Annotated in this window: 15 protein-coding genes; 9 read left to right on the forward strand and 6 right to left on the reverse strand. The window is 49.6% G+C overall.

The window, feature by feature from the left end; translation table 11 throughout:
* Positions 1–39 precede the first annotated feature (39 nt).
* The gene (locus ACFOET_RS03330; protein ID WP_379019618.1) at positions 40–327 is read right to left on the reverse strand and encodes a helix-turn-helix domain-containing protein; all 288 of its coding nucleotides are present in this window, start codon (positions 325–327) and stop codon (positions 40–42) included.
* 182 nt (positions 328–509) lie between these two features.
* Here ACFOET_RS03330 and ACFOET_RS03335 point away from each other — a divergent pair, with 182 nt between their 5' ends.
* The 4 genes from ACFOET_RS03335 to ACFOET_RS03350 all read left to right on the forward strand — a co-directional run bounded on the left by ACFOET_RS03335 (position 510) and on the right by ACFOET_RS03350 (position 4,302).
* A complete protein-coding gene (locus ACFOET_RS03335) occupies positions 510–821 on the forward strand; it encodes a hypothetical protein (protein WP_379019537.1) in 312 nt (103 codons plus the stop codon).
* A gap of 89 nt (positions 822–910) precedes the next feature.
* Entirely contained in the window at positions 911–3,322 is a 2,412-nt protein-coding gene (locus ACFOET_RS03340; RefSeq protein WP_379019539.1) for a TonB-dependent receptor, read from the forward strand.
* A gap of 11 nt (positions 3,323–3,333) precedes the next feature.
* Positions 3,334–3,810, forward strand: a complete 477-nt coding sequence (locus ACFOET_RS03345; protein WP_379019541.1) for a DUF4625 domain-containing protein — start codon at positions 3,334–3,336, stop codon at positions 3,808–3,810.
* 30 nt (positions 3,811–3,840) lie between these two features.
* Positions 3,841–4,302, forward strand: coding sequence for a DUF4625 domain-containing protein (locus tag ACFOET_RS03350; protein WP_379019543.1), 462 nt, complete (start codon positions 3,841–3,843; stop codon positions 4,300–4,302).
* Between the two features lie 83 nt (positions 4,303–4,385).
* Here ACFOET_RS03350 and ACFOET_RS03355 read toward each other — a convergent pair whose 3' ends face one another.
* A complete protein-coding gene (locus ACFOET_RS03355) occupies positions 4,386–5,141 on the reverse strand; it encodes an acyl-CoA desaturase (RefSeq protein WP_379019545.1) in 756 nt (251 codons plus the stop codon).
* Between the two features lie 419 nt (positions 5,142–5,560).
* On the opposite strand from ACFOET_RS03355, the gene ACFOET_RS03360 reads away from it, so the two are divergent.
* The 3 genes from ACFOET_RS03360 to ACFOET_RS03370 all read left to right on the forward strand — a co-directional run bounded on the left by ACFOET_RS03360 (position 5,561) and on the right by ACFOET_RS03370 (position 8,105).
* Complete coding sequence (locus ACFOET_RS03360; protein WP_379019547.1) at positions 5,561–6,868, forward strand: acetylxylan esterase; 1,308 nt, start codon at positions 5,561–5,563, stop codon at positions 6,866–6,868.
* Between the two features lie 79 nt (positions 6,869–6,947).
* Positions 6,948–7,139 (forward strand): cold-shock protein, encoded by a 192-nt coding sequence (locus ACFOET_RS03365; RefSeq protein WP_379019549.1) that lies wholly within the window; start codon positions 6,948–6,950, stop codon positions 7,137–7,139.
* A gap of 108 nt (positions 7,140–7,247) precedes the next feature.
* The gene (locus ACFOET_RS03370; protein WP_379019551.1) at positions 7,248–8,105 is read left to right on the forward strand and encodes a sigma-70 family RNA polymerase sigma factor; all 858 of its coding nucleotides are present in this window, start codon (positions 7,248–7,250) and stop codon (positions 8,103–8,105) included.
* Positions 8,106–8,122: 17 nt separating this feature from the next.
* On the opposite strand, the gene ACFOET_RS03375 is transcribed toward ACFOET_RS03370, so the two are convergent.
* Positions 8,123–8,962: an NYN domain-containing protein gene (locus tag ACFOET_RS03375; protein ID WP_379019553.1), complete on the reverse strand. Its 840-nt coding sequence runs from the start codon at positions 8,960–8,962 to the stop codon at positions 8,123–8,125.
* A 313-nt stretch (positions 8,963–9,275) separates the two neighbouring features.
* Between ACFOET_RS03375 and ACFOET_RS03380 the strand changes: the two genes are divergently transcribed.
* The gene (locus ACFOET_RS03380) at positions 9,276–10,919 is read left to right on the forward strand and encodes an FMN-binding glutamate synthase family protein (RefSeq protein ID WP_379019555.1); all 1,644 of its coding nucleotides are present in this window, start codon (positions 9,276–9,278) and stop codon (positions 10,917–10,919) included.
* 24 nt (positions 10,920–10,943) lie between these two features.
* Here ACFOET_RS03380 and ACFOET_RS03385 read toward each other — a convergent pair whose 3' ends face one another.
* The 3 genes from ACFOET_RS03385 to ACFOET_RS03395 all read right to left on the reverse strand — a co-directional run bounded on the left by ACFOET_RS03385 (position 10,944) and on the right by ACFOET_RS03395 (position 16,536).
* Entirely contained in the window at positions 10,944–12,542 is a 1,599-nt protein-coding gene (locus ACFOET_RS03385) for a M20/M25/M40 family metallo-hydrolase (protein ID WP_379019557.1), read from the reverse strand.
* 405 nt (positions 12,543–12,947) lie between these two features.
* The gene (locus ACFOET_RS03390; protein WP_379019559.1) at positions 12,948–15,680 is read right to left on the reverse strand and encodes an outer membrane beta-barrel protein; all 2,733 of its coding nucleotides are present in this window, start codon (positions 15,678–15,680) and stop codon (positions 12,948–12,950) included.
* Between the two features lie 145 nt (positions 15,681–15,825).
* Positions 15,826–16,536 carry a M48 family metalloprotease gene (locus ACFOET_RS03395; RefSeq protein WP_379019561.1) on the reverse strand — a complete coding sequence of 237 codons (711 nt, stop codon included), beginning with the start codon at positions 16,534–16,536 and terminating at the stop codon, positions 15,826–15,828.
* 166 nt (positions 16,537–16,702) lie between these two features.
* On the opposite strand from ACFOET_RS03395, the gene ACFOET_RS03400 reads away from it, so the two are divergent.
* A complete protein-coding gene (locus ACFOET_RS03400) occupies positions 16,703–17,944 on the forward strand; it encodes a SufS family cysteine desulfurase (protein WP_379019563.1) in 1,242 nt (413 codons plus the stop codon).
* Positions 17,945–17,984: the final 40 nt, after the last annotated feature.

Consider the following 17,984-nt stretch of genomic DNA (forward strand, 5'->3'; position numbering starts at 1 on the left):
CTATCGGCTATCAGTCCAAACAGGTAGCTGATATTGGACTTAAAAGCCGACCGCTACTTTGCTGTGCAGGTATCGCTTCTTGTATTCCAACGGAGTCATATCAGTGACTTTCTTGAAATGCCTGTAAAAGTTGGAGACGTTGTTGAAACCGCACTCGAAGCAGATGACCTCGGTAGGCAATAAATTTTCGACAAGCAACTTGCACGCGTGGCTGATGCGGATCTCGATGAGAAAATCGTAGTATGTCTTCTTGGCCATCAGCTTGAAGTACCTGCAGAACGAAGTGACACTGAGATTGGCGATCCAAGCGATTTCCTCAAGGCTGATTTTTTTTAATTGCTTCCATTAACAAATATCAAAAACAAGACATTTGCGGTGAGGTTCTTTATATAAGAAGAAAGTTTTATTTGCCATTTACAAACTATTGATGCAACTTTGCTGCGAAATTAATGGGTTGTAAAAAACATATCGCCGACTTGTTCATGTGTGTTGCTGCTTTGATTACGGTCATGGTAGTAATTGCTGTACCTGTGGTATATGCTACGCACACCCATGATGAAACGGCTGACCGGCTGGAAGCGCATGGCGACTGTGGGCAGGGTCATGATCATGACACTGAGGATTGTAGTCTCTGTGAATTTTATATCCGGTATTTCCCAAAAGATGCTGAACCGGCCTCGTCGTTTGGCTTTCGGGCGTCCGTTGCTCCATTAGCCAAATCATTGGTCAACCGGCCGAGATGCCAAGTACTTTTTAACGGATTGCAGAACGTACACATCAATAGAGGACCCCCTTCTTCATTAACAGTGCCGAATCCCTGATCGGTCACCTTGGGGAGCTCGTGGAGTACTCCATGGTAAACAACACTTGATGTCGCTTGTTTTTATTAGTCATTGATATTTCATACCCCATGAAGATAGTTATTGGTATGCTTGCTGGGCTGCTGTGCTTCGGAAGTGTAACCGGGCAGGATTACCGGTTGTCGGGGCGCATCGTCGACACTGCCGATGTTCCCCTCGTTGGAGCGCGGGTTGCATTGCCGGAAGCGGGGATTCACACGATCACTGGACGGACGGGGTCGTTTTTTTTTGAAGGCGTCAAAAGCGGTGTTTATCGGATCGATGTCGGGAAAGAAGGGTATGAAAGCCTGAGCGAAAAAATCACATTGGACGGGGACCGCCAAGTGGTTATGCGACTTGAGCGTACCATGCGCGTACTTGATGAAGTATTAGTAGTAGATAACCACGTGACGCGCAGGAAACAGGAAGAATCGCTGAACGTTGAGATCGTCGGCAAAGACTTCATCCATAAAAATCTCGGCGGCAGCCTAATGAAGACGCTGGAGCGTTTGCCAGGCATTCAGACCATTGGCATTGGATCGGGGCAGTCCAAGCCGCTTATCCGGGGTCTGGGGTTCAATCGGGTGGTAGTACTGGACAAAGGCATTAAGCACGAAGGGCAGCAGTGGGGGGCAGACCATGGCCTTGAGCTCGACCAATTTGCAGCAGGGGAGGTTGAAATTGTCAAGGGGTCAGCTTCCTTCGTTTATGGTTCGGATGCCATTGGTGGCGCTATAGATGTAAAACCGGAAGCTCTGCCCGCACCGAATACCGCTTTTGCTTCGGTCGATCTTGCCGCCCGAACCAATAACGGCAGCTACGGTACCTCCGTACGTGTCGGTGGACGTAGCGACAGATGGTATGCAGATGCGCGCGTCACCTACCTGCAATATGGCGACTACCGGGTGCCCACAAATACGGTCTATGTATATGACTACGCCGTGCCACTTCACAATCAGCGGCTGCGGAATACAGCTGGAAGGGAGACAAACTTGCACTTCGCGGGAGGATATCTCGGTGAATCATTCAATTCCATTCTTTACGTAAGCAATACCTACAGCAAAGCAGGCTTCTTTGCCAACGCGCATGGCCTGGAACCGCGGAGGGTCGACATCGGACTGCACGACCGTTCAGCAAGGGACATCCTGATGCCGAGGCAAAACGTGAACCATTTTAAGGTCATCAGCCGGAACGCCCTTCACCTTGGGCCGCACCACCTGCAGATCGAGCTGGGTTTTCAACACAATTTCAGGCAGGAATACAGTCAATACGCCAATCACGGATATATGCCCCCTGTCTTCCCCGATACGCTCGGCACGCCCCCCGGCCTGGAACGGGAATTTGACAAACACGTCTATTCGCTGAACATGAAGGACTATGTGAAGTTGGGGCGCCATGAGCTGACTTTCGGCGTTAACGGCGAGTATCACGACAATGCCATCGGTGGGTGGACGTTTCTTGTCCCTGCTTTCGAGCAGGTAACGGCAGGTGCATTTGTTTACGATAAGTACCGCTTGGGCGACAAGACATTGCTGCATGCGGCTGTGCGTTATGATCATGGCAATCTGCGGATGTTCGAATACCGCGACTGGTTTCCATCTGAGGTAGACGGGAGCGGCGCACAGGAACACGTTATTCGGGCGGCAGACTTGCGTCGTCACTTCAACAGTTTGGTCTGGTCTGCCGGGGTAAATTACGATCCGACCGATGCCTTCTCGCTGAAGGCCAATGTGGGAAAGAGCTTCCGAATGCCAATTGCCAAGGAACTGTCAGCTAATGGCGTAAATTACCATTATTTCAGCTACGAGCAGGGCAACCCGTCTCTATCGGCGGAGCAATCGTACCAGGCAGATCTTTCTGCCGAATGGACCAATGGGGGATGGCGCGTTCAGTTAAGCCCATTCTACAATTATTTCCCCAACTATATATACCTGAACCCGACCGCGTTTTTTGACCACTACTACGGTGCGGGCAACCAGGTATTTCGCTATGAGGAAAGCCGTGTCGTGAGGTATGGAGGCGAATTGCAGGTGTCTCGTCAGATCGGTGACGCGCTGAAAGCGGAAGTGCTCGGGGAGTACTTGTTTTCCAAGCAGCTATCGGGTACCAAGAAAGGGTTTTCACTGCCGTTTGCCCCGCCTCCATCCCTGCTGATGAACCTCACATGGGCACCGCAATGGACCGGAAATCCCTTCGTATCGTTGGATTACAAGATAGTCGCCAAGCAGGACCGGATCGTACCCCCTGAGAGAAAGACTGACGGCTATGGGGTGGCCGCTATACAGGCCGGCTACACGGTGTCCGTGGCACATAATCCCGTACATTTGAATTTACAGGTTCAAAACCTGTTGAACACAAAATACATGGATCATACAAGTTTCTACAGGTTGATTGAATTGCCCGAAATGGGCAGAAATATCGTCCTTTCCGTGCGAATCCCGGTTATGATGGCGAGTAAGCACAGAAGTAATGATCATCATTAATTTAATGGCAGATGAAAGCGCAAAAAATTAATTATATTATCGGATTTATCGGATTTGCGGCATTGGGCGCATCATCCTGCAAGAAGGATACGGCACCCGACCCCATCGCGCCCGTGATTGAGAATGTCGAAGTTGGGCGGGGCGATAATGGTATCGGCGTCGCGGGTGAGGACTTCCACTTAGAAATTGATGTTGTCGCCGGCGATCGGATCGATATCATCCTGATCAGAATCGAGCAGCGCCCTGATGAAACCTACGCGCGGGAATGGAGCCACGAGGTTACCTGGGAGCAATACCGGGGTGCGAGAAACACCAATGTACACCAGCATTTTGATATTCCCGAAGACGCCCCGGCAGGCAGGTACGACTTCGTCATCATCGTCCACGACCAAAACGGTACCAGGTTAGAGGAGCGAAGAACGTTGAATATTTCTGCTCCTCAGGTCCTCGGGATGGTTTATATCCACTCAAATATAGCGGTCGCCTAAATAAGTTTTAGAAAACAAAAAATGCAGATCATGAAAAGAATACTTAGCGTCTTAGTTCTCGTATCCACGGTGCTGTCGTGCAGCAAGGATACTGCCACCGATACGGAATATCCGGAGATCGATGCAGCTTTTGCAGATGCCTTTCCTGTACAATGTAGCACCCTTCAACGTGGGGAAACTTTCGTGTTCAAGGCACGGTTCAGTGATAATGTAGCCTTAGGCTCCTTCAGCTTGGATGTACATCAAAATTTCGACCACCATTCTCACAGTACCGAAGTGGAGGAGTGCGATATGGATCCGGTAAAGGCGCCGAAAGATCCTTTTGTGTACATCCAGTCATTTGATATCCCGGATGGGTTGACGAGCTACGAAGCCACCGTCGAGATTCCGGTACCCGAAGGCGTTGATTCCGGCGATTACCACTTTATGATCCGGGTAACCGATAGGGCAGGGTGGCAAACCATGAAAGGACTGAGCATAAAAATCCATTAGACTCATCATTAACATCCGTCAATGGACTTGAGGATGCCCGGTGTCTAGTGCGCCATTGCCGCCAGACCGGCCCGGTGAATAGATCAGGCAGGCCGGTGCGGCAGCACTTCGACAGGTTTTACATAATGTATGATCCGCAGCCATTTCAGCAGCATCGCAATGGGATACACTGGATCGATTTCATGCCAGCGCCTGCCAAAGTTGATTGATGAGGGGTGTTTATGATGGTTGTTATGATACGATTCGCCCAGCATCAGGACGTCGACTACCAATAGGTTCCGCGACGTATTCTTCAGCTTGAAATTGATGTACCCGTATTTGTGTGCAAACCAGTTAACCACCGCGCCGTGGAAGGCACCTGATGTGATAACAATGGGCAACAGCAGGAACCACCAGAAACTGGTTGCGAATAGCCAGAAGTAGGCCACGTAAAGGAGTACCCACAAAGCGCGCGAAAGGAACGAATTGCCCCAGCGGTCAAGCGACTTCCACTCCGGTAGTCCTTTTGTAAAGCGTTCCTCCACCGGATATCTGCCCTTAACGATGTCGACGTAAATGTTCCGTGTACGCCACATCATGGCGAAGATATTACGCGAAAAACTTGGTGAATGGGGATCCTTCTCCGTATCAGTATACGCATGATGCATACGGTGCATGATGGCGTAGGCACGGGGGCTCATATAGGAGGAGCCTTGCGTTACATAGGAAAAAAGGAAGAAAAAGCGTTCCCAGAATCGGCTCATTGTAAAAGAGCCATGCGCGGCATACCGATGCTGGAAAAATGTTTGAGAAAACAGTGAGAAATACCATATCCCGATAAAAAACAATAAAATAGCCATAACAATGAGCTTTAATGTGAAGAAATGGAGACAGAAAATTAAATGCTAAAGCTCACTTGGTTACAGGTTGAAAGGAAGCGGTAACTAAAGATCTGTTTCTGAAACTTTCTAATTCCCGTAAAAATAAGCAAATAATTCCGGAAGTGCAAATTGCAATGCTGTTGTTCCCTAGTTTTATGATTGAACTGACGGAATAGCACACGTACAGCAGTTAGCAAACCCTTCACTCCCGGTGCCATCGGTGCATTTATACGTTGCAAACCGTGCAGCGATTTGCTGTACGATACTCAAATTGACCAGGGCTGATTCATATGGTGAACGCATCATTGCGCACTATTTTTGCAGCATAAATTGCCCATAGCAAATAAAACTTGCATATTAGCGCCAACAATTATTCGCTTTACGACCATCATAAAAAAATGAAAAGATTCACTTTCATCCGCTTTGCTTTCGCCGTATGCGGAGCACTGTTTTTGACATTATCTGTGTTCGCCCAGTCTCGCCCACCGCACCCCATCCAAGTGCTGGTGTCGCCCGACAAACCCGATTGGAATTACGCGCTGGGAGAGGAGGCTACGTTTACCATCCGGATCTTGAAGCATCAGGTACCTTTGGAGGAAGCCGATATTTCTTTTTCGGTAGGGTTGGAAAAAATGACTCCGAACAATCAGGGTACCATAAGACTGAAACAGGGCATCGCCAAAGTAAAAGGTAGGCTTACAGAGCCCGGCTTTTTGCAATGTCAAGTGCGGATCAACGTAGATGGTATCAGCTACCGCGGCTTAGCTACTGCGGCGTATGCGCCCGAGGCGATTCAGCCGAAGCAGACGCTGCCGGACGACTTTTGGGATTTCTGGAACAACGCCAAAGCCGAGGCAGCAAAAATCCCCATGGATGCTAAGCTGACCCTGCTGCCGGAACGTTGCACGGAGAAAGCAGATGTTTACCAGGTGAATATTCAGAATCACGAAACAGGAAGCCGTATCTATGGTATTTTAGCCAAGCCCAAGGCCAGCGGCAAGTATCCAGCTGTGCTGCAAGTGCCGGGTGCCGGTATCCGTCCTTATGGCGGGGTTGTCGACCTTGCCGAAAGAGGAATTATCACGCTGCAGATCGGTATTCATGGCATCCCGGTGATTTACGAGACCGCATTATACGACGATCTCCGGGCAGCGGCGTTAAAAAACTACCAGTTTTTTAACCTGGACGACCGGGATAAGTATTATTATAAGCGCGTTTACCTGGGCTGCGTGCGTGCTGTTGACTACATCTTCTCGCTTCCTGAGTTCGATGGCAGCAACCTTGCCGTATGGGGCGGAAGCCAGGGCGGTGCGTTGTCTATCGTCACGGCAGCATTGGACAGCCGGGTAAAATGCCTCGTTTCGTTGTATCCGGCACTGTGTGACCTGACCGGTTATCTTCATGGCCGTGCCGGCGGGTGGCCGCACATGTTCAACGAAGCCAATGCACCGTTCATGGCGAAGGACGAAAAGATTAAGGTGTCTGCCTATTACGATGTGGTCAACTTTGCGCGTTCAGTCAACGTGCCGGGATTTTATACCTGGGGTTATAATGATGAAACCTGTCCGCCGACTTCCTACTATGCGGCTTACAACCAAATTGCCGCGCCTAAAGAGCTTTATTTGATCCAGGAAACCGGACACTGGACCTTTCCTGAACAACAAGCTATGATTCAGGAATGGCTATTGAAACAGTTAGTAAAATAATTTTATAGCGGGTTCCGATATATTATGCTTACCTTTACAGTAATTAATTAAATATTCATTCTTACTTACACAAAAAGCCATGCAAAAAGGCGTAGTAAAATTCTTCAATGAAACCAAGGGTTTCGGATTCATAACCCCCGCCGATGGTGGACGCGAGATTTTTGTCCATTCATCAGGGTTGGTTGAGACAATCCGGGAAAACGACGACGTTTCATTTGAAGTAGCCAACGGCCAGAAAGGCCTAAATGCGGTAAATGTCAAAGTGATTTAATTCATTTTTCCAGATATTGTATAAACCATCCGGTGTATTTGCCGGATGGTTTTTTTTTCGAATGTGTAGAGATAGGCAGGATTTAAGTGGAAGAATGAGCAAAATAGCATGAGACAGCTGAAAATATCCGAGTCGATTACTAACCGGAGTAACCGATCGTTAAATACTTACCTGCTTGAGGTTGGAAAATATGATATGCTTTCCTCTGACGAAGAAGTTTCGTTGGCCGTTCGGATACGGGCGGGAGACCTGGTCGCCCTGAACAGATTGGTCAATGGAAATCTGCGGTTTGTTGTCTCCGTGGCCAAGCAATATCAACACCAGGGGTTAGTGCTTGAAGACCTAATCAACGAAGGCAATCTGGGCCTTGTGACCGCAGCTAAGCGGTTTGACGAAACAAGGGGTTTTAAATTCATTTCTTATGCCGTTTGGTGGATCCGGCAAAGCATAATGTCAGCTATTTCTACGCAGTCACGCACGGTGCGTTTGCCTATTAACCAAATCGGCGACCTTATCAAAGTCAAAAGATCACAATCGGCGTTAGAACAACAATTAGAACGAGATCCCACTGCTGAGGAATTGGCAGAAGCATTGAATGTTACTGTAGACAAAGTTAGCCGGACATTGCGGAATGGCGAGAAGCAGGTCTCTATAGATGCGCCGTCCCTGCACTCGCCGGATATTACATTGTTGGATTCGCTGCCTGACGGCGGGGCTCCGGCAGATCACGGAGCGATGGGCGGTTCGCTGAAAATTGTGATACATAGCGTGCTCCAACACCTCCCTGAGCGGGAGCGAATGGTTCTTAGTCTGTTTTACGGCCTTGAGGAAGCTGAGCCGAAAGGGTTAGCGGAAATCAGCCTACAACTCGGCCTGACTCCGGAGCGAGTCAGGCAAATCAAAGCTAAGGCGTTGATTTGGATACAGCGTTCGAGATATGGACAAAGTTTGTCAGCATATCTCTGATTTGACCCCTGGTGCGTTTAAGACTGCGTCAGTTGCTTTGTCTTTCCCCTGTTGGGTTTCTGTGGCTCTTTAATTTTGATGTATACATGCTTGATCTTAGTTTTTTCCGTGCTCTTTTCTTCGACGTCAAAATATGCACTTAGCGATTTGAACAAGGGTGAAAGTTTGGAAAAACCATAAACTCGGGGATCAAAGTCCGGCCTTCTTTTATTAATTAATGTACCTATCGCAGCCAACGGAGCCCATCCGCCTTCATCCGCCACGTCGTTGACCGTGGCCTTCAGTAAGTCAATCGTTTCCCGGTCTATCGGCTCGTACGCTTGTGCACCTTGTCCAATTTGTTTGGTAGCTTTGCCTGCGGTCGCAGCCGCCTCGGGTACCGGTTTTTCCTTGGCCTGTGATCGAACAGCAGCCTCTTTGTCCAATATTTCAATGTAGATGAACTTGTCGCAGGCCGCTATGAAGGGTTTGGGCGTTTTTTTCTCACCTACGCCGATTACCATTTTTCCCGACTCCCTCAGGCGGACGGCCAGCCGCGTAAAGTCGCTATCGCTTGATACGATGGTAAACCCATCCACTTGCTGACCGTGTAAGATATCCATGGCATCGATGATGAGTGCCGAGTCCGACGAATTTTTACCGCTTGTGTAGCTATATTGTTGTATCGGCGTGATGGCGTGGGTGAGGAGCGGCTCCTTCCAGCCTGCCACGTGAGATTTTGTCCAGTCGGCATAAATCCGTTTGATAGATGGGATGCCGTATCTTTTCACCTCGTCCAGAATGCTTTCAATTTTAACGCTCGACACATTGTCGGCGTCGATCAATACTGCTATCTTTAAATCGGTCTCTTGGGCCATAGTTTTTCCCGCAAGGTAGTCAATTTCCCTGGAATCCTATCTACAACAACGAGCACGTCAATAGCCAGTACCTACAGTGGTTTAATCTTTCCTGCGTTTCTCTGCCTGCTTCAGCTTTTTATCTGCTCTTTTTTCTTTGAGGTTCTTTACGGCTTCTTTTTTGCCGCTTTCCTTTTTCGCACCTTTATCTTTGGCCATAATCCTGAAATATTTTTTGGTAAGATAATGTATTTAACTGAAATATCGTACATGCCGACCAAATAAATTATTACAGTAAACACGCGCTCATCAATAAAAATTCGCATCTTTGGGTATGCGGAAAACATTCATCTACGGTGCTGGCTTTGTTCTGGTCGGCGTTGCATTGCTCAGCATTTGGTGGCCTCCGATCCTCTGGAGCTTTTTGGTCATTGGTCCACTCATCCTGTTAGGTGCATTTGACATGATCCAAACCAGACAGGCTATACGGCGCAACTTTCCGTTGTTCGGACGCCTAAGGTACCTGTTTGAAAGCATCCGGCCGGAAATACAGCAGTATTTTGTCGAAAGCGATACCACCGGGCGGCCATTCAGCCGGATGTTTCGCAGCGTGATCTATCAACGGTCCAAACGGGTGCTGGATACCACACCCTTCGGCACGCAACTCGATGTTTACGATAATAACTACGAGTGGTTGAGCCACAGCATCGCCGCCATCGACTATTTCAAGATAAACGAGCACCCGCGGGTAACAGTTGGCGGCCCTCAATGTACGCAGCCATATTCCAGCAGTGTCTTCAATATATCGGCGATGAGTTACGGCTCATTGAGTAAGAATGCTGTGATGGCGCTGAATGAGGGGGCAAAGATGGGTGGCTTTTACCATAACACCGGCGAGGGAGGGCTTACCGACTATCACCTAGAGGGTGGTGGCGACGTCGTATGGCAGATCGGGACGGGATATTTCGGGTGCCGCCAACCGGACGGAAACTTTGATGCGGAGGCATTCGCTAAAAAAGCCAGCCATCCGCAAGTGCGAATGATCGAGATCAAACTGTCGCAGGGAGCCAAGCCCGGCCACGGAGGTATCCTGCCGGCGGTGAAGGTAACACCGGAAGTAGCGCGCATTCGCTCGGTAGAGGTTGCCAAGGAAGTCGACTCACCACCTTTTCACCGGGCGTTTTCTACTCCTATAGGCTTGTTGGAGTTTGTCATGCAGTTGCGCCAGTTGTCAGGTGGAAAGCCTGTAGGCTTCAAGCTTTGTATCGGGCATCGCAGCGAGTTTATAGCGATCTGCAAGGCCATGGTGGAGACAGAGATCTATCCGGATTTCATTGCGGTTGATGGTGGTGAAGGAGGAACCGGGGCTGCCCCGTTGGAGTTTTCCAACTCTGTGGGAATGCCCTTGCGAGACGCGTTGGCTTTTGTCTACGACTGCCTGACAGGCTTCGATCTGAAACGACACATCAAAATAATTGCTGCGGGGAAAATCGCCACAGGATTTGATTTGGTAAAGTACTTTGCGCTTGGCGCTGATATTTGCACCAGTGCCCGGGGGATGATGATGGCGCTTGGGTGTATCCAAGCGCTGCAATGCCACGCCAATACCTGTCCAACAGGAGTGGCAACCCAAGATCCGGAACTGGTAAAAGGGTTGGTGGTAGCCGACAAACGGGCTCGCGTAGCCAACTTTCACCGTGAAACAGTGAAAAGCGCGGGCGAACTAATGGGCGCAGCGGGCATTAAACATCCGGACGATATTCATCGTGTGTACATTCACCGGCGGATATCACCCAACAAAGTGGAAACGTATTTAGACACCTATCCCTACATTCCCACGGGAAGTCTGCGCCAAGCGCCCTGGCCCAAGTCGTTTGAGTTGCTGATGAAGATCAGCCGGCCCGATTCGTTTAAGCCGGATTTTTCACCGATTGACTTCGTAGAATATTCCTGGGCGAAAAAGCCCATGACAGGGTGATGGATGCACCACCATCCATAATGCTTAGTATCCTACCCCGGTGCGCCTCGGCTGCCGGATGACAGGCCATTGCTGCGGCTGCCCGTCCCTGCCCAAAGGCATGATTCGCTTTTCGCGATTAACCAGTTCCGGTTCTTCGCTTGCTTTATAGGCGAGGGTGGCAATAAGAATGACATTGTCCCTTAGGTCATCGAAGACGAGCTTATCATAAGTATCCAGATTCGTATGCCAGGTGATGGTGCCGTAGCCCCATGATAGTGAACTCATCATAAACGCCGGGATCCCTGCGGCGACGAAAGACGCGTGGTCCGATCCGCCGCTGCCGGGCGAGCCAGGGTAGTCGGTTCGAATGTCGCGTGTAATTTCGCGCGGAGCGGCAGCCATCCAACGACCCATGAAATCATATGCATGGATGAAACCCGAACCGTTGAGGTTGGCCACTCGTCCCGTACCGTTATCCTGATTGAATACCGCCTGCGTCTTTTCGACGATCTCCGGATGGTCTAAGACAAACGCTCGGGAGCCGTTCAGCCCTTGCTCTTCACTCCCCCAAAGGCCAACTAATATGGTGCGCTTGGGATTCGGGTATAATTTTTTAAGAATGCGTGCAACTTCCATCATGGTAATCGTTCCTGTGCCATTATCGGTGGCACCTGATCCGCCTTCCCAAGAATCGAGATGCGCAGAGAGAATTACATACTCATCCGGCTTTTCCGTTCCCCTGATTTCCGCGATCGTATTGAAGGTCGGTACCGTACCCAAATCTTTGGAGTCCGTCTCCACCTTAATGCGTGGCTTCAATCCGTTCTCCGCAAGCCGGTAGAGCATTCCGTAGTCTTCCAGTGAAATGTCAAGCGTGGGGACCTTCGTTGTACGCGCTCCGAAGATCTTGTTAGAGCCGAACTCGCGTGACCAATAGCATTCGAGAATTCCTGCAGCGCCTGCATCTTCCAATATCCGCGGCAAGGAGCGCGCCGAAACGCCTGTGGCTTGGATTTTTTCATTCCACACACTCGTCAATGAGTCGCGTTCTTTTTTCATTTTTTCGAATGATTCGGGACGCGCATATTCTTCCCAGTTGTAATCAGGGCGCCCCGTAGGTTGGGGCATCGAAACCAGTACGTACTTGCCCTTTACATTGGGCAGCCATGCCTGAAAGGCCACTGAATCTTGCACGTCAGGCAAGGTGATGACTTCGCCTTCAACGGCTTTTCCTCCGGTGGTCGGACTCCAAGCCAGTTGGGTTCCTGCCAAGGTTTTCATACGGGGGTGCACCATGTCGATATGGGAGATGCCGCGCTCCCATCCACGCCACTCGCCGAACTCGTCATTCCGCGCTTCAATACCCCACTCCTTGTATTTGGCAACGGCCCAATCGTGGGCATGCTCCATTTGTGGTGTGCCGACGAGCCGGGGGCCTACTACGTCCAGCAATTCATGGGCAAGCTGCTTCAGTTGCGAGTGCTCGCTGGCTTCTTTCACGATTTGTTCAACGATCGGCTCCAGCTTCTGCTCCTGCACCATCCATTGGGGCTGGGCGTTTACAAGCGTCAGGCTTACTGCGAATACAAAAATCAAGGCTAAGCATTTGGCCTTACCGTGTGAGCTAAGTAAAACGTTCATGTGTTTCATTTTTGGTTAAATAAGCAAGTTAAAAGAACCAACCGAAGTAGCCCTATCCAATAGGGTGCTCAAGCTACCTGCAGTAAGCAGGCGAAATTCATTGCTAAAAAGCAGACGATTCTAGTAAAAAATGCTGAGAAAAACGATTGTGTGGCAGAAATTTTACGTATCGGAAGAGGAGATAGATCAAGCCGGACCGGCGAGCGCGCTATTTCGGCCATGTGGCAGGCGGCTATGGCAGTACGGACCGGTATACGACCGGTGGCAAACTCAATTTCTTCGGCGGAGACCGCCGGCTTCACTTACGCTGTCGCAAACAATGTGAACCAGCAGGGCTTCGGCATGGCTGATATCGGTGGCCGCGGCGGAGGAGGCATGGCAACTATTTTTATTGGCGTGTATTCGTTAGTTGTGCAACTTGTCATAATCATCCATCGTTGTTCCCCGCGAAAAATACCGCAAATCATACGTAAAACTCAACATGAAATAGCGCTGCAACACGTTCGACTGCGAATCCTGTATATATGTTTCCGTGATATTGCGCTGAATGTTGTTGTTCTGCCCGAACAGGTCGTAGACATTTACACTGATTTCGGCACGTTCGCTTCTGAGTAATTTTTTGCCGATTGCCATGTTCACCAAAAAAATGCTGTTGTCATATCCTTCAGACAACCCGGTATTGAGCTGATGGTCGATATTCAGCCGGTAGACTAGGTTCTCCCAAAGAATCCAATTGTAATTGATGCGAGTCGTCTGGTTAAAAAAGTTGTTGTTGAGTGCCGGGCGTAGTGAGTTTTGGACTGTGTTGTAGGACGATCGCGTCCAGACGTTGAAATCGATGCGGTCACTGATGTTGCTGCTCAGCGAGACGCCCCCACTATAGCGCGTGGTATTGACTGCATTGACCTGGTCATTAATCATTCCGGGGCTATGGGTGTACCGAATGCCACCGTGAAAATTAAAATTGGAAGGGACTATGCGTACGGGTAAACCGTAGTGGAAAAACGAACGCAGGTGCCAGTACCCGTCCAGGTTAACCGGGCGGGTGAGCTGTGATCCCCGCTCCAGTATGATTCCTTGGGCCAATTCAATTGGCTCCTCGGCGACGGTCGTATTCGTGACAACATTGTTGGAGGTTACCGTAGAATGTATCATTGCAAAGAAGCTGCGCTCCGTTTGCGGGTTGTAGCTGCGGTAGCGCAGGTTGAAGCGGTTGCTATACGATTGGTCGAGGTTAGGGTTCCCTGTTCGGAGGTGCAGTGGGTTCGAGTTGTCGATGACGGCTTGCAGGTCGCCGACGCTCGGCGCATTCGTACGTGCGTCGTAATCAAACTCTAGGTTTTTTGAGGCCGAGAACTGGTAGTCGAGCCGCACTGAGGGCAATATGCTCCGGAAAGTCCGATGCAGCGCAAAGATACTGGGAAACTCTTGATTGTTTTTCAGCTGTGCATGCTGAAATTCTGCTTCTACCTGAACGCGGAGTTTTTCCATCCGATATTGATAACCGATTTCAGCTTCCTGCGTGAGGTACCTGCTGTCGAAGGTGTTGCTAAGCGCTGTGTCGAGCCGTATGCGGTTTCCCGGGCCGTCTATGTCATACGTCAGTTGATCAGAGTCGTTGTGCCGGTTGCCGATTTCATACTCAAGTTCAATGATGCCACGCTTGCCGATCGGCTCAGTATACGAGGCGCTGGCTTCCCAATCAAATCCCTTGCGTGTACGCACAATCTGCTGGTTAATGGTCTCAATACGTTCTGCTGGATCGAAGAATATATTCTCCGCTTGCCGGGTGGCGTCATCGTTGTTTCTATGATCGCCGGTTTCCAAACCAAGTCGCAGGCTTCGGCCGGCTTTGGCAAAGCGTCGGCTATAGTGCAGTCGGCTATTGAAGTCAATATCGGAGTTATCCGCCTGCCTGCTGTTTTCCGTTTGGTTCATGGGGCCGCTATCAGCAAAAGTATTTCCCTTGAAAAAACTGTTTTCTTTATCTCGTTGAGCTGAAAAGTCAGGCCGGAACAGGATATGGTTATTGCTGTCGATTTGATATTCGAGCCGCATGTTAAATCGGTGGTCGGTGTTCCGGCGGGTGTTGGAGTTCGACTCCGTATAGCGCTGCCCGTCATCGGTTGGAAGCACATACTCGCGCAGCAACGAAGCTTCACCAAAATTTTTCCGGTGGTTAAACAGGTAGCTCGTGTTAATTTCAACTTTTTCCCCCCAAGTGTCCGTATAATTTAACCCGATTCGGTTTGTAGTGATAATGCCATTTTGTGGGCGGGTCTCTCCCTGGCTATTAGGAGCAGCTGAATAGTCGACCGCGTTGATGTTGTTTGTCAGCCCCGTTATGGTGAGCCGCTGGTTCTCGTTAAAAGCATTTACGCTGGCCCCCACCATGTAGCGTTCGTCATTGCCGTATCCAGCTGAAGATTTACCGAAAAGACCTCTCCGGCTATCCGGTTTAGTAATGATGTTGATGGTTTTCAGCCGCTCGCCGTCATCAAAGCCGCTTAGCTCGGCCTTATCGCTTAATTTGTCAAATACCTCAATGCGCTGGACGACCTCCGCGGGCAGATTCTGCAGGGCAGCTTTTACGTCCGTACCGAAAAACGGCTTGCCGTCAACCAAAATCTGTGCAATATTTTCGCCTTGAGCTTGCAGGTTGCCGTCTTCGGCGCCCATACCTGGCATCTTTTCAATAAGGTTTTGGGCAGAGGCGTCTTTCATGGTCTGGAACGCTGCCGCATTGAAATGAATGGTGTCACCCCGTTGTCCACCTACAGGAGGACGACCGATAATGGTTATTTCGTCGAGTAGCCGTGCGCCTTCCCGGAGGGGCAGTGTGCCTATGTTCAAATCGCTGTCCACTTCTATGGCTTTATCCAGCTTTTCATAACCTAGATACTGTACGCGTAGCAGATAGTTTCCAGCATCCACCTCTTCGAAGTCAAATGTGCCATCAGCGTTGGTTACAGTCTCTTGGGTGACCGTTGAATCCGGCACGGTCAGTAATGAAACCGTAACGTTTGGAAACGGAATATTGTCGCTGGCGCTGCGCACCATACCCTTGACTTTATATTGTTGAGCAATGGTTGACTGAATACATAGCAATGAGAGCACCGCATAAAGTAAGTATTTCATTTAAGAACGTATGTTGTAGTATCTGCTTTGGCCGCACAAATATCAGACCGCCATTAGCGTCATACGTCGGTGAACCAGCGTTGTCACATGTTCGTTATGTAAAATAAATGTTAAGTTGAACGAAACAAGCGATGGTGCAGTACCGCTAAAAAGCGATTTCCGCGTGGCTGGCTTCAGCTCCTTCCATAAGCCCTTCCTCTTCGGTTGGCTCCCGGTCGTCATCGCGTATCGAGTGCTCGTCAGAAATGTCGGCAACCCATTCCACGATATCGTCTGGAGAAGGATAAAGGTTCGCAATGCGATCTTTGTATATTTGCGGAAGTTCTGGATGGTTCAAGATAAAAGATTTCGTAGCGATAATGTACTCGCCCAATCCGTGATTCATCGCAAACGAGTCGGCGCGGTATTCTGCGCTTTGTATGAATGGACGAGATAGCCAATATGACAGACCGAAGCCAATCAGATTCCACGTACTACGTGTTTCATAGTCCATGATATGTCCGAGTTCGTGGGCTAACCATCCAATCATGACGCTGTCTGGGATATGCTGTCTGGGATCGTTGTGGTGCCCCAGCTTAAAGGCCGGATTAATCAATATTTCATAGCCTCGCTTATTACGACTTTTGAATAATGTGCCAGTAATGGGCCGGGCTGCCATCACCGTACGTTTAAGCTTACTGGTAAAAACAAACCTGATTGAGGTTTCCTCGAGCTCGGGATAATGGGATAATGCCACCAAGGCCGTTTTTTCGATAGCCGCCGGAATGATTTTATTCGTATGATTGTTAGGCGAATTTTCGCGGATGGAATCGGGTTGCAAAAGATGTGAAAACGTTAACGCAATAAGTAACAGCATAATATAAGCATGAAGTGACTGGGAAACCAAATCGTAAGGACGTACCCTGGCTTACAAACTTAACCAAAATTTCCGCTTTTCGCAAATGTGGGCTTTTATCTGGCTCCTCCAAAGTAAGGTGATACGCAACAGCAAGATAAAAAAAATACTCGTACCTTTGTATTCTATGGAACGGATAGCAGTATTGGAGCGGTTTGACGTTGATCGGGTCAGGAAAGACTTTCCGATCCTCACCCGTACGGTCAATGGAAAGCCTTTGGTATACCTTGACAACGGCGCTACGACGCAGAAACCGCAGCAGGTGATCGATGCCATTGTAGACTATTATACCCAATTGAACAGCAATGTACACCGAGGTGTTCACCATCTTAGCCAATTGGCCACAGATGCTTTTGAGGTAACGCGTCGAAAGCTGCGGCCTTTTCTCAACGCAGCCTACGAACACGAAATAATTTTTACCAAAGGCACCACCGAAGCCATCAACTTAGTGGCCAGCTGTTATGGCAAGGCTTTTGTCAACGCCGGGGATGAAATTGTTATTTCTGCTATGGAACACCATTCCAACATCGTGCCTTGGCAGATGCTTTGCGAAGAACAGGGTGCCATACTGAAAGTGATTCCGATCAATGAAGCCGGCGAATTGGATATGGATGTTTATCAAGCTACGGTCGGCAGTCGCACCAAGATGGTAGCCATCACCTACGTATCCAATGCGCTTGGAACAATAAATCCGGTAAAGGAAATCATTGATGTAGCGCATGCAGCCGGGGCACCCGTATTACTTGATGCCGCCCAGGCGGTGCAGCATCTACCGGTGGATGTGCAGGCGCTGGATGTAGATTTCCTAGCATTTTCTGGGCATAAAGTATATGGTCCTACCGGTATCGGCGTTTTATATGGAAAGGAGAAATGGCTCAATGCGATGCCGCCCTATCAAGGCGGTGGAGAGATGATTAAGGAAGTATCATTTGCCCAAACAACGTACAACGAATTGCCATTTAAATACGAGGCCGGTACACCCAATATTGAAGCTGGTGTCTGTCTGGCGCATGCGGTTGACTACCTCACCGCGATAGGACTGGACCAGATAGCGCGTCATGAGCAAGAACTACTGGACTACGCTACCGAGCGTTTGCTCAGTATTCCGGGAATCCGCATCGTCGGCACAGCTAAGCAAAAATCGAGCGTTGTATCTTTCCTGCTTGGTGGAGTACATCCCTATGACGTAGGGGTTATCCTCGACAAGTTAGGCATAGCCGTACGCACGGGTCATCATTGTACACAGCCGCTCATGGACCGGTATGGCATCCCCGGCACTGTGCGCGCATCAATTGCAATGTACAACACCAAAGAAGACATTGATGCGCTGGTAGCTGGCGTGGAGCGGGCCGCAGCCATGTTGCTGTAGCAGCTAAACAAGGTCCGGCATCTCAACTATCATATTTTTC

Source organism: Parapedobacter deserti (genome assembly GCF_042646065.1).
Taxonomy (GTDB): Bacteria; Bacteroidota; Bacteroidia; order Sphingobacteriales; family Sphingobacteriaceae; genus Parapedobacter; species Parapedobacter deserti.